Below are 12,732 nucleotides of genomic sequence, written 5' to 3'. Positions count from 1 at the left end.
GATTTGGATTTGCCAGCAATATCAGTCATGCCGGCGAACGCATTTCCGCGGGGGCTGTGCTAGCAGTCGATTTATTCGGGATCGTCGTTGGCGGCGAGCATTTTCATCTGATTTGCCGCTTCCATCATTCCCAGGGCGAACGATGTCCCCAGCATTAATTGCCCAGTGGTGTCGTAATGGACAGTGTCTGCTAGCAGCGGCATTCCGTCGGTCGGCACCGTCCAGACGCCGCGGATCGCCAGGTCCGATCCGCTTCGCATATCGACGGCTGCTTGCTGGGCCCGGATTTCGTTGCGATGCGTGAAGCGTTCCATCCATGGCACGTTGGGTAGCACTTCTCCCATGACGAACGGGACTGGCTGGCTTTGGCAATCTTCTTCAATCCGAGACTTCAGCAGCGCGATCGATTGATCGTACTTGGTGGCCGACACCTCTTGCTTGGCGTCCGCTTCGCCTTGCATCCAGGCCACCCCTTTCAATTGCGGTTCTTTGCCATCCGCCTTGAGTGCCTCGAACGCCTTGGTGAACTGATCCCGGAGTCGCTTGTAGTGATTTCCCATGTTCGGATCGTCAGGCGAGATGCCTGGGTAGAAGGTTCCCCGGTTGGGGCCGGGCGTTTCGCCGGTCCACTTCGCTCCGTTGAACCCGGCGTGCAATGGTTGCCCACTCAGTGCGAACTTCACGACATAAATCTTCTTGTCAGGCATCAGCGAGGCAAAGGTACCTGCGAAACCGACTTCCGGCCCAAAGCGACCGCCGCCGTTCAGGTTCAAGGAATTTGGAGCGAACTCAACGAACTGCTTCCCATCCCAATACTGCACCGAGGGGAGCGGCTTTTGCCAGCTTTCCGGCAGTTGCACTTTCGCACCACTACCCGCCATGTTCGATTGTCCCGACAGGATATAAACGTCGACCGGTTCGCCTGCGGTGACAGTCGAAGGGGAAACAACCGCTGTCAGGGCGAAGATCAGGCCAATAACTGCAGTAAATCGATAGGACATAGTGGCTCGCATGGTGAAGAAGGGGAGGGGAGACGGGGACCAGATAAGACGCTTTCAGCTTACCCCGAATCGACCTTCGAAACAAAACACCGCCATCATTCGTTTTCTGTAGTAACGTTGGGTAGCGATGCCTTTCGAGTGAAGGGCATCGATTTGAAGCACATGTTCAGTCGCTCCCAATTCCAGGGAGTCAGGCTGTTATTCGCAAATCGAGGAGAGATGGTAATGAAACGTTGGATTGCCCTGTTCAGTTTGGCGCTGCTGGTAGGTTGGACGGTCGCAAGTGCTGAAGCCGCGACCATTTTGGAAATCGAAGGCGCTTTGGACGCGAAGGAAGTGGTCGAACTGACCACGGAAGACGTTGTCGTGATCGCTCCGAAAGGGATCGCTGGCTCGCAATTCGAGATTGCCGTCGATGGTCCGGCAACGGCGACACTTTACGACTTGAAGCGGGTCAATGGTGGCCCGGCCCTGCTCGGACCGGCTCACAAACGCGTGGTGGTCCTGCCTTCGAAGAAGGGAAAAGTCAAAGTCAGCATCACGGTGAAGTGGCCCACCGGCGACAAGCCAACGACCTTCGACTACATGCTGGAAGTGAAATAGTCAGCCAATCGATCAAGCTTGAAACGAAAAAAGCCCACGCCATGAAAGCGTGGGCTTTTTTGATGAAGAGCGGGTGAAGGGAATCGAACCCTCGTAACTTGCTTGGGAAGCAAGGGCTCTACCATTGAGCTACACCCGCGAGGGACTTCACCTAATATAACGCCACCCTGACGCTGGGCAAGGATGTGCCTTGGCGAATTTAATCAGCCGGTGGCTGGCCACGGATTGCTCGATTTGTGTAGTCGAATCATCCGATTCTAGCGGTTTCTCCGCATCTGCCAGTTGGGCAAGAGGTAAGCACCAGAAAAACTTCGACGGCTTTCCATCGTGCAGATCACCGGCGCGCACACTTGTAAAACTCTCCCGATAACCCAATCCCGGTCGGTGATGGAATGGCTCGATTTTGGAAGGAATCTGACCACGTCCTATGGACGTTGATTCTGTTTTATTTGGCGACGACGATCAGCGTGGCAATGCCTGCCCGTGACGTCACCATCATTCGAGCTAGTGCGGCAACCCTTCTCGATTATGCCTGGGCAGCCGAGTCCGATCTCGATGGCAATCGCCAGGCGGAAGCTCAGCAGCGACTGCTCAACCATTTGAAATGGATGGAAGACAATCTTCCGCAGCGTTGGGGCCAGTACACTCTGCAGCAGCGTGGCGAATGGGTCTTTCAAGCGATGCACGATCGTTTGCTGAATGGGAAGTACGACGAAAATCAAAACACACTGAGCGGAGCCCTGATCGAAGGGGACTATAACTGCGTCTCGGCGACGATCTTGTTTCAGATTTTGACCGAGCAGTCTGCCTTGCCCACCGTGGCGATGCAAACTCGCGGCCACGTCTGGTGCCGATTGCTGAGTCGACCAGAGCTCGACATCGAAACGACCTGCCCGACCTGGTTCCTGTTGGAACCGCACGATCGCGACTCTTCCCCGGCAATTCTCGCAGGAAACGAGGCTCGAACGCTTTCAGCACGCGGTCTGGCTGCCAAGATTCCCTACAACAAAGCGAGCATCGCGGCTGCCGGCGGAGACTATGCCCAGGCCATGCAATTGCTCGAGTTCGCCTTGCGTCTCGATCCCAACGATGCGGCGGCTCGGCGAAACCATACCGCCATCTTGAACAATTGGGCGGTGGCATGTGTCAGCCAGCGGGACAGCGACCAGGCCTTGAAGGTCCTGGAGCAAATGGAATCGCAGTCAACGCACGACGAACAACTGACCGAAAACCGACAGAAGATTGTCGATGCCGTCATCGAGCAGTGGTGCCGCACCGGCCGTTTTGAAGAAGCGTTGCGACTGCTTGAGCAGTACCCTGGCTCCGAGCCGAGCCGCTATACAACCCGTTCTATCTACGAACAATGGATCCAGGACGCGACGGCCCGGGGCGAATGGCTTCAGGCCAAGAACATTCTGCGATTGGCGATGACCGCCCTCGAGAGCGATCCGTTGGCGATCGCCCAGTTGCGGCGCCAGTATCGACAATTTCTCCCCAGCTAGTTGAGCCGAGCCATTTGCGACTCCCCGCAGCTATCTGCCCCAAGAGCTGCTCGATTCGCGGCTTACCGCGATGTGGGGTTGCCCTAGGCCCTTTTCAAGGGACGAGGATTTGCCATCAACGAATCATGACGTATTTTTTTGAATAGTTCCGGGGCAATCATTTCGAGGAACTTACGCGCTGAAGGTACCAACTCGGTCTAGCCCCACCGACGTTCATCCGTTTGACAGTTCGACATGCGATATCCGCTCGTCTGATTCACTTTTCTTACGCGATTAACTCCAGGTTCACAGGCTTATGACCAGTTGCGCACCGTCCGCATCCGAGTTCGCTTTCACCACGGTTCCAACTTGCTCTGATGCAAGTGAAGCCAAGGTGCGTGCGACGGTAGGTCAACTGATTAGCCGAATCTTACCGAAGAAGATCAGCAACGAGCGGCGACGCGACTTCCGGTATCCCTACCCCCATTTGATCTATTTGACCCCAGTCGATGCTGCCGGTCAGGCTTTGAACGATCTATCGACGGTGGTCGTGGGGAAGAACATCACCGAGCGCGGAATCGACTTTTTCCACCGCGATCCGCTGCCGTATCGCCGCGTGATCCTGACACTGGAATCGGAAGATGGTGCCCGGGCATCGGTCGTGACCGACTTGCTGTGGACTCGTTTCACGCGGCATGGCTGGTACGACAACGGCGGACGCTTTCTGCATATCCTTGCGCAGAACGGTCCTTCGTAGCCGATTGGGTCGCGACGTTATCGCTCCATATTCCGGCCGAACTCCAGAAGCTCATCCTTAGTGACTTCACCGTCACCGTTCTTGTCGATCCGGTTGAATAACAACTGGCCACGCAAGGGAACTTCCGCGCGCTTGATGATGCCGTCGTTGTCGCTATCGAAGCGTTTCAAGATGTCGTTCGCACGCGACTGAATCAAGGCGACGTCGATCTTGGGACGCTGCGTCTTGGGAACCGAGATGTCGCCGTCGGCCGGCACGATGACGTCGAAGTACCCGATCATCATTTCATCCTTCGTCTGATCACCCCAGCGGACATCCTTCTTGGGATCCGGGTTGAATAGATTCTCCGTCGAGTTGTCGAAGTGGGCGATCGCATGAATCTGCGAGCCCTTCGGTAACGACCGAGGTTCGGCCAGTTCGTAAGCGGTCTGCCAGTTGAAGTCGTAGTGAGGAATATCGATCAGCGTTTCCTCTTGGCCATCTTCGGTTGCCAGGATGTAGCGGAACGACTTGCCGCGCAGATGCATGTGCGGCATGAAGCTGAGCAGTCGCGTGTCGTCGTTGCTCACTTCGTTGGTGGAAGCGTAGACCGGGTAGTTGCCGTCGTTGGCAGGGATCTTAAACCAGCGATTGGCGGCGCTGGTTGTGCGAACTTCGTACTTCACATCCTCCTCTTCGGCGAAGATCAGGCCAAGCTGGCTGAGGTCTTCCTGAGGCGAGCCGATCGGCGTGTAATGAATCTGAAATACGAGACGGGACCCGGCAGGGATCTTTTTGGCGGCACCTTCCGGATAGCTCTTGGCCAGCATGCCAGGCACATAACCAAACAGGAATCCGCCGGCTCCACCTTCCGAAGGAAGCATCCCCTTCTTGAGCGCTCCCGGCGAGACTGCAAAGCAAAGAATGTGGTGGACGACCTGCAGGTTGCCTGGCTTAATTTCGGCCGCTTTGACCCACATGTCTTTGTCGAAGCCAGGGTCAACCACCGCGTACTTGTATTCCACTTCCCCTTCCGCTGGAACTGGGTAAGGGGTGCTCGTGACGTTCAGCACCACGTCTGGCTTGGTCGGCAGCGTCCACCCTTCGACGAAGGTTCGTGGCTGGGGCATCTGCTGGCTGTCCCCTTCCGGAGCCCCTGCTTCGACCCATTTCAGAATCGTGTCTTTCTCTTCCGCCGACAGATGACGATCGTTGGCGAAGTGGCCATACCTCGGGTCGGCATGCCAGGGAGGCATTCGCTGATCTTCGACCACTTCGGCAATCATCTCGGCCCAGCCGACGACTTCCTCGTAGTCGGCCAGTGCGAACGGAGCGATCTGCCCTTCGCGGTGGCACTCGACGCAGCGGTTCTGGAAGATGCGGGCGATCTGGTTCGAGTAGGTCACCTCGGCCTTCTCGTCCGCTTCCAGCAAGCGACCAATGTGGCAACCTACCGGATCGGTCTCAGGAACGGTGACTGTCTTTCCCGCGAGGACTTCGTTGATGGCGATCTTCAGGTCGTCGCGGGTCGCGGCGTCGCGGACGTTGCCGACCAGGAAGTGATCGTCGATTCGGCCGCGATAACGAATCGTGCGCGCCTGATCGAGCAAGATCACCTCAGGCGTTCGGCGGGCACCTACTTCGTCGGCCAGTCGATTGGCCAGGTCTTTCAGGAACGGAATCTCCAGAGAGTGCGTTTTGGCGAACGCAGCCATCTCGGTCAGCGAGTCGTGCTGGTTGGCGTCGACCGCAATAATCGCGACCTTCTGGTCTTGGAAATCGTTGGCAAGTTGTTGCAGCGTCACCGTATAGCGCTTGGCAACCGGGCATTCGCAGCCGATGAAGGCCAGCACAACAACCGGACTATCTTTAAAGTCCGACAGGCTCACCGTCTTGCCGCGGTAGTCTTTCAGCTCGAAGCCTGCGACCTGCTTCCCGATCGGCTGTGGCTCGATTTTGGACTCTCGGGCTAGCAGCGGTCCGGCAGAGAAGCATACGAGCAGAAGGGCAGCAACGGCGCGGTTCACGGCAGGAACCCTCATGAAAATCGGGGCTTGGCGAAAAGAATTTCCTACTTCGCTAACTGTAGCGAAGGGCTTTTGGTTTCGCCAAGCTAAAATTTTCAGCCGTTTAGAAGGTCGTCAAGCGGTTCACGCTGATATTCACCCCTTGGAAGGGAACGACCCCATAAATACCACGGGTGAAGACCAGGTTGATGAATTCATCCGCCCACAAGATCGGGCTCTTGGGGACGATGATGATATCGGAATCGCGAATCCAGATTTCATCGGAAGGGGCAGGACGTTTGCCGTAGAGGGCCCCCTTCAGGTCGAGCTTTGTCGCTACCAGACGCCAGTCTTCGGCACGGCGGAAGACGACCACTTCTCGCAGGTTAGCTCCCACATTCCAGCCGCCAGCCATCGCCACGCTTTGAATGGCAGTCGTCGGACCGGTCAGTTCATAGCGGCCTGGGTTCGGGACTTCGCCCAGGACGTAAACATACCGAGCCGCTCGCTGGATCAGCACGGGTGTGACTTCGATACCTTCGATCTGCTGGGCATAGCGTTCGTCGATTTCGCGTTTCAGTTCGTCCAGGGTCATCCCTTGGGCAGGGATGTTCCCGATGGCGGGAAGCTGAATCGTCCCTTCTGGCGTGACACGGCTACGACGCTGCTGACCACCTTCACCGGCACGGCTGTCGACCGAAGCTCGCAGGTCTTCCAGCTTGGTGTTCACCTTCAGCGGAGTAACCGTGATGGCAGGCACCTTGTAGTACTTCTTGTACTTCTCATCCAACGCCTGACGCAGTTCGTCGACCGTACGACGGGCCGCATGAATCTGACCCAGCAGCAGCACGGTGATCGTGCCGTCGGGCTGCACCACCAGGTTGCGGTTCAGGTTCGGGTCGGTAAGCGATTCGATGTTGATCTCGTCGCCGACATTCAAACGATACGGACTGGTCGTTTCCTGGCGAGTCAAACGGAAGATGAAGTCGAGTTCGTCGTCGACACGCAAGCGATACTCTGGCACGTGAGCTGTTCGCGCGGGGCCGACGTATTCACCTTGGGCGAAGACCTGCCAAGGGATCGGTCGCCGAGCATTCCAGTGAAGTTCACCTTCACAAGTCGGATCGGCCGAGTCGACACCCACGAGAACGTCGCTCGTGCCAGGTGGCTGGTGATAGGCCGAAATGTTTTGGGCATGGGCCGACATGCTGAACGCGAAGATCAGCAGACCACTCAGGGTGAATATCCAAGTACGCATTGGGTCGAATCCTTGACCGTGAATCGTGACTAGCGGGGGGTGGTGCGTTGTCGTCGTGCAATCGGATCGATGGCTTCGCCGCTCGGTGCCTGCTTGAGACCGGTGTCTCCCTTGCCATGATGGGCCATCTCTTCTGGCGAAACCCAACGGACCGCATCTAGACCGGCGTTGGTTTCCGAGAACTGGCGAGCAAGCTGGGCTTCCGTCGAAGCACGTTGTGCCATCTCGGCTTCACCCAATGATTGGTGAACCGACGCCAGGTTTTGCCAGATCTCGGCTCGTGGCGAAGACTTCACACCTTGCAGCAAGACCTGCTTGGCGTCTTCCAGTTGGCCATAGCGAGCAAGCATGACCCCTAGTTCGTTTGCCGCCTCGAAGTTCGATCCATCGATGGCCAAAGCGGTTTGGAACAAGGCCATCGAGCGAGGGCCAATCAACGTCCGATTATCGCCGGTCGTTTTGTAAAGGTACTCTTGAATGCGACCCAGTCCGACCAAGGCCCGCGCTGTTTCCGGTACACCACCGCAAGCAATCGACATCTTGTCTTGGGCGTAGTTGAAGTAAAGCTGAGCGGCGGTCAGCGCGGTTTCAAACTGCAGGTCTCGGTTCTTCAGCACCGGCGTACGGTGCGAACTTACCACCATCGACAGGTCGACGTTCGCTTCCAGCCGGGCACCTGAAGGAATGAAGTCGCCTGCTTCTTCCAACGCGACGATCGCTTCGGCCAGGGCGTCGCTGTGACGATGCGACTTCTCGGCCGTATCCAGCGTTTGCGTAGCGAGACGCAGCACCTGAATGAACTCGGCACGAGCCGAGAAGTAGGCACCCCGCTGAGCCAGGATCAAACCATGATTGACCAGCGAATCCATACGCCCACGCACGGCCAGCATCGCATGATCGATGGATGGTGTCGGCTGCTGGGGAGATGGCACCATCTGGGGACCAATCGGAAGCATGTTCTGCGTTGGCGAACGGATATCCATCGGTGGACCCGGGAGATTCACAATCTCTTGCATCGCCGGATTGGCCGGAGCGAGTTCCACCTGCCGCGGAGCCAGGCTGACGTAATCGGCTCGAGGGCCTGGTTGTCGCGGAGCAGGAGACTCCAGGACCGATTTCTGCGGCGAAGCTGGACCGACGTAGTTCGGCAGAATCGTGTTGTTCGGGATCTCACGCATCTGGCTGGTTGGTTCCGGCAGCGGCTCTTGCGGCGGCAAGTTGGCAAGGAACTCTTCCGCCGACATCCGTGGCTGGCTAGCCGCTGGCGTTGGCTGCGCAGGCATTTCCAGTTCAGGCCCATTCAAAACCAGCGGAGTGGATGCCTCGACGGCCGGAGTGATCGCTCGCTGCGGCTGAGGTGCTGGGTTGGGTTGAACGGGAATCGAAGCAGGTTGCTTGGGTGCGGCCGAGGGAAGTGGAGGTTCCGCGTAGAAGGAATTGAATCCTGCTTTGGGGGCTTTTACCGGAGTTGGAACAGGTTCCAGTTGCGGCAAGTTTTCCGATGAGGGTTTCTTTTCGATTCTGATAGGAAAGCGGATCGTCTCGAGCGACGTTGGCTTCTGATCTTGCCCGACCGGGGGTAGCCGCGTTGGATTGCTGTCGGAGTTTTCGATCGCGCTGGCAGCTGCGTGAGCCTCGCTGATGACCAGATGAGCAGCCAACTGGGTCATAGGACGAACATCGTCCGGTGCCTGGAAACGATTCGGGGCAACGACCTTGGCAGCCGGTGTTTGCGCGTGATCGGCCAGTTCAGGTGTGCGTCCACATCCGGCGATCATTGCAATCGCCAAACTCAGCACAATCCCAACCTGGGTTGTTGAGGGCAGAGGTCGATCCATCGTTCCATCCATGAAGACTCGCGTGATGTGGCGCACTCCGATCCGTGGAATGGCACATCGATTCCTAAAGACGGAATCGACCAATCCAAAACGATGCAATCACTCAAACCGGACTCGTCGAAGCCAGTCGTGTGCAGGCTGGATGTCATACCTGATACACGCCGTAGGAGATGAACGTTCCGGATAACCGTTACAGCCAGATCGAGGCGACGCCAGCGGCTAAAAGAAGAGGTGGAACCTGGAAAATGGATTTACCAGTAAGTAAGTCACGCTTGGCAAAAAAACGTATTCTAATCTTGGGAAACGGTAATCATTTACCGGCGTTGTGAGGGGCGTCTCCGATTCGAAGAGCGACACATTGACCACGATTCATAGTCCACAAATTGAGCACAAACCAGCCCACGGCCGCGTCCTGGTCGTGGACGATGATCGGCTCATTCGAACGCTAATGCACGAATATCTTAGCCGTGAAGGCTATGAAGTCGTCTTGGCCGAGAACTGCCTCGAAGCACTATCGATTTTGGAAGAGGCCAGTAACGAATTTAAATTCCTGGTGACCGACTGGGAACTGCCCGATGGTTCTGGAATCGATCTGATTCGTCACGTTCGCCACGTGGTCTGTTCGCACTACATGTATATCGTGATGGCGACTTCCCACGGCCATCGAGACAATCTGACCCGTGCACTCAATGCTGGGGCCGACGACTTCCTCGCCAAGCCGATTGATCGCGGCGAACTGATTGCCCGTATGCGAGCGGGCCAACGTATCCTTGATCTTGAAACCCGACTCACGCATCTGGCCAACAGCGACTTGCTAACCGGCTTGCCAACGCGACGTGTGTTCGAGGAACTGGTCTCAAAGGAATGGGGCCGAGCGCGACGTTATCGTCGTCCACTATCATGCGTCCTGTTCGACATCGACTATTTCAAACGGGTCAACGACATTCACGGCCACGCCGCCGGCGATCAGGTACTCCGAGAAGTGGGACGTGTGTTCGCTGATTCAGTGCGTGACTCCGATATCATCTGTCGCTACGGTGGGGAAGAGTTCTGTGCCTTGCTACCGGAAGCGACTTCCGAGCAGGCCGCGATTTGGGCCGAGAAGCTACGAAAGCGACTGTCCGAACGCGACATCATCCTCGACTCTGCCGTCGTCAATGTGACCATCAGTATGGGCATCGCCGAGTCGTTGGCCGAGATGGAAGATCCAGAGGATTTGGTCGAGATTGCCGACCAATGTTTGCTGGAAGCCAAGGGGAGCGGACGCAACCAGGTCGTCTGCTTTAACGATCTGAAGCAGGCCGCCGCAGAATCAGCCAATCGAGTCGATCCAATCTTCGGCGAAGCGATTGCTGCCGATGCGATGACCCAGGTTGTCAGTTCAGTGACACCCGAGTCGAGCGTGATCGAAGTCAGTCAGTTCTTCCTGACCTATCGCATCCCTTCCGCGCCGGTGGTCAACAAAGATGGCCTGCTGGTCGGGGTGGTTTCCGATAAAGACTTGCTGGCGGTCGCCAGTCAGCCCGATCCCTATTCGACGACGATCGATCAGGTCATGCGTCGCAATCCGATTTGCTATCCCCCCGACATTCCCCTACGGGTCGTCTGGGAGTTTCTCAACCGCGTTTCAATCCGTTCGCTGTTCATCAGCCAGAATGGTAAGACGCTGGGAATCATCAGCCGACAAAGCATCTTGCGCTGGCTGGCGAACTCGGTGTGGAAGAAGTCCGCTCCTGTTGAAGGAGGCGGGGTAGGTCCCGTAAGCACGCCACAACGCATCGAGACGGCCGCCAGGCTGTTGGCCGACGCGTCTCGTAAGTTAAGCGACGACGTCGACCAGTTTTCGGAAGACGATCATGCTGCCATGGTGATTGGTTCGGTCTCGCAGATGCAAGAACTGTTGAACGAACTTTTGGCATCGGTCGGCGAAGGTGGCGGAGCGATGCACTTGGATTCGATCCTCGAATCTTACGAAGCGTAAGTTAACGCACCCAGATCTGGTAACGCCACTGAATCGTTTTCGGAAACGGTTCGTGATCGAGCGAAGCGTTCACCTCGAAACCGGTCGAAGAGGCTGGCAACTCTGGCGTCGGGAACTGTTCCTGGGCGATCACTTCGACACAGACTTCCACGCCGTTGACGTTCCAGACCCAAGGCCCATCTCGTTCCAGCTTCGGCTCGACCGGCGTTGGCATCACTGACCCATATCGGCTGCACATGCAGCGTGGGTAATCTTGCATGCGGCAAGCAACCGCATACTGCAATCCGCCTGGCTTGCTCGTCGGTTCGACCGCGGCAGACCAGTGGCTGTGCCCCGCCTTGCCCACCAGCAAAGCGACACTCGAATCGCCTCGATCTTCCATGTGCACCTCTTGATAAGGTGGACTCTCCGGCCAATCTTCTTCGTCCGTTCCTTCAATCGAAGCGAACAGCGGCGTGCACTCTTCGCCTTGAACCAGGGCGAGGACATGACCGAAGCGATCTTTCTGCTTGACGAAATGTACGAACAAGCCGACACCGTCTTCACGAATCGATTCGACAATATACTCGTTGGCTTCCGCGGGGTTTTGAGACACGTCTCTGGCTCCTGATGATGGAGGGGGCGTTAAGGCTTAGTTGTCTGGAGTTTCCTGTCCGACTCGCCAACGCAAGTAGGCATCGAGGAACCCTTGAATCTCACCATTCATCACGCTGTGAAAACTGCCCATGTAAAAACCAGTTCGGGCATCTTTCACGCGTTGATCGGGATGCAGGAAGTAGTTGCGAATCTGCGATCCGAAACCAACTTTTGCCTGCGTTTTGTACTTGGCGGCTTGCTCGTTTTCGCGACGTTCTTCTTCAACACGAGCCAGCCGCGAACGAAGCATCTTCCAGGCCTGGGCCCGGTTCTTATGCTGACTTCGCTCTTGCTGACACTGCACCACGATCCCGGTTGGAATGTGCGTCAAGCGAATCGCGCTGTCGGTTTTGTTGACATGCTGACCGCCGGCACCGCTGGCCCGGAAGGTGTCGGTTCGCACATCTTCTTCGTCGATGTCGACTTCTTCCGAATCGGGGATTTCAGGAGAGACGTCGACCGCCGCGAAGCTGGTCTGCCGTTTCCCTTCCGAATTGAATGGGCTGATTCGCACGAGGCGATGCATGCCCGTTTCCCCTTTGAGGTAGCCGTAAGCCATCGGACCGCGAACGACGAACGTGGCGTTGTTGATGCCTGCTTCTTCGTTGTCGGTTCGATCGAGTAGTTCGACGTTGTATTCATTCTGGTCCGCCCAGCGGCCATACATGATCAGCAACATCTCGGCCCAGTCGTTGGCGTCGGTCCCACCGTCGCGAGCATTGATCGTGACGATCGCTCCGCAGTTGTCGTAAGGCCCGTCGAGCAACGCCTTCAATTCCAACGCTTCAAGCGTGGTTTCCAGCGTCTCGAGCGTGCCTGGGACTTCCGCGGCCAGCGAGTCATCTTCTTCGGCCATCTCGAGCATCACGTCCAGGTCTTCGATTCCCGCCAGGCATTCATCCAGCGGTTCGACCAGTGCGCGAAGCGACTTCATTTGGCCGACCGTTTCCTGGGCGCGTTCCTGGTTATCCCAGAAATCGGCAGCGGCCATGCGCTCTTCGATACTCTTCAACTGTTGCTGTTTAGCAGCGTAGTCAAAGAGAGTCCTTTAGCTGTAGGAGTCGCTGGCGGATTGATTCGGCACGGTCGTAAAACTCGCGTTCCATGGTAAACCTGAAAGAGGCTTGCAAATCAAAGACAGGGTGAGATCGAAAAGCAAATGGCCAGAACGGGGCACGTGGCGACGCTCTGG

At 56.9% G+C, this 12,732-nt stretch carries 10 protein-coding genes and 1 tRNA gene; 4 read left to right on the top strand and 7 right to left on the bottom strand.

The features are described from left to right. Nucleotides 1–71 precede the first annotated feature (71 nt). Complete coding sequence (locus ABD890_RS21600; RefSeq protein WP_345094464.1) at nucleotides 72–1,001, bottom strand: sialate O-acetylesterase; 930 nt, start codon at nucleotides 999–1,001, stop codon at nucleotides 72–74. A 225-nt stretch (nucleotides 1,002–1,226) separates the two neighbouring features. Between ABD890_RS21600 and ABD890_RS21595 the strand changes: the two genes are divergently transcribed. Then, a complete protein-coding gene (locus ABD890_RS21595; RefSeq protein ID WP_345094462.1) occupies nucleotides 1,227–1,604 on the top strand; it encodes a hypothetical protein in 378 nt (125 codons plus the stop codon). A 68-nt stretch (nucleotides 1,605–1,672) separates the two neighbouring features. Here the strand turns inward: ABD890_RS21595 and ABD890_RS21590 are convergent. Further along, a tRNA-Gly gene (locus tag ABD890_RS21590) sits at nucleotides 1,673–1,743 on the bottom strand. A gap of 253 nt (nucleotides 1,744–1,996) precedes the next feature. Here ABD890_RS21590 and ABD890_RS21585 point away from each other — a divergent pair. Together ABD890_RS21585 and ABD890_RS21580 are read left to right on the top strand one after the other, a co-directional pair. Beyond that, the gene (locus tag ABD890_RS21585) at nucleotides 1,997–3,106 is read left to right on the top strand and encodes a hypothetical protein (RefSeq protein WP_345094460.1); all 1,110 of its coding nucleotides are present in this window, start codon (nucleotides 1,997–1,999) and stop codon (nucleotides 3,104–3,106) included. A 295-nt stretch (nucleotides 3,107–3,401) separates the two neighbouring features. Beyond that, a complete protein-coding gene (locus tag ABD890_RS21580) occupies nucleotides 3,402–3,842 on the top strand; it encodes a hypothetical protein (RefSeq protein ID WP_345094458.1) in 441 nt (146 codons plus the stop codon). Nucleotides 3,843–3,859: 17 nt separating this feature from the next. Here the strand turns inward: ABD890_RS21580 and ABD890_RS21575 are convergent, their stop codons facing one another. The 3 genes from ABD890_RS21575 to ABD890_RS21565 all read right to left on the bottom strand — a co-directional run bounded on the left by ABD890_RS21575 (nucleotide 3,860) and on the right by ABD890_RS21565 (nucleotide 8,923). After that, entirely contained in the window at nucleotides 3,860–5,848 is a 1,989-nt protein-coding gene (locus tag ABD890_RS21575; RefSeq protein WP_345094456.1) for a redoxin domain-containing protein, read from the bottom strand. 103 nt (nucleotides 5,849–5,951) lie between these two features. After that, on the bottom strand, nucleotides 5,952–7,085 hold the full coding sequence (locus tag ABD890_RS21570) for a polysaccharide biosynthesis/export family protein (RefSeq protein ID WP_345094454.1): 1,134 nt from the start codon (nucleotides 7,083–7,085) through the stop codon (nucleotides 5,952–5,954). Nucleotides 7,086–7,114: 29 nt separating this feature from the next. After that, nucleotides 7,115–8,923, bottom strand: a complete 1,809-nt coding sequence (locus ABD890_RS21565) for a hypothetical protein (RefSeq protein ID WP_345094452.1) — start codon at nucleotides 8,921–8,923, stop codon at nucleotides 7,115–7,117. Between the two features lie 325 nt (nucleotides 8,924–9,248). Between ABD890_RS21565 and ABD890_RS21560 the strand changes: the two genes are divergently transcribed. Next, on the top strand, nucleotides 9,249–10,904 hold the full coding sequence (locus ABD890_RS21560; protein WP_345094450.1) for a diguanylate cyclase: 1,656 nt from the start codon (nucleotides 9,249–9,251) through the stop codon (nucleotides 10,902–10,904). A gap of 1 nt (nucleotide 10,905) precedes the next feature. On the opposite strand, the gene ABD890_RS21555 is transcribed toward ABD890_RS21560, so the two are convergent. Together ABD890_RS21555 and prfB are read right to left on the bottom strand one after the other, a co-directional pair. Further along, the gene (locus tag ABD890_RS21555; RefSeq protein WP_345094448.1) at nucleotides 10,906–11,499 is read right to left on the bottom strand and encodes a hypothetical protein; all 594 of its coding nucleotides are present in this window, start codon (nucleotides 11,497–11,499) and stop codon (nucleotides 10,906–10,908) included. A 36-nt stretch (nucleotides 11,500–11,535) separates the two neighbouring features. Then, nucleotides 11,536–12,646 (bottom strand): peptide chain release factor 2 gene (gene prfB / locus ABD890_RS21550; protein WP_345094446.1). Its coding sequence is split into 2 segments (ribosomal slippage): nucleotides 11,536–12,576 and nucleotides 12,578–12,646, totalling 1,110 coding nucleotides; the frame shifts between segments, so codons are not numbered across the junction. Between the last annotated feature and the right edge of the window lie 86 nt (nucleotides 12,647–12,732).

It is taken from the genome of Bremerella cremea (genome assembly GCF_039541315.1).
Lineage (GTDB): Bacteria > Planctomycetota > Planctomycetia > Pirellulales > Pirellulaceae > Bremerella > Bremerella cremea.
Note: the sequence above shows the minus strand (reverse complement) of the source record. Positions and strands in the feature narration are given on the sequence as shown.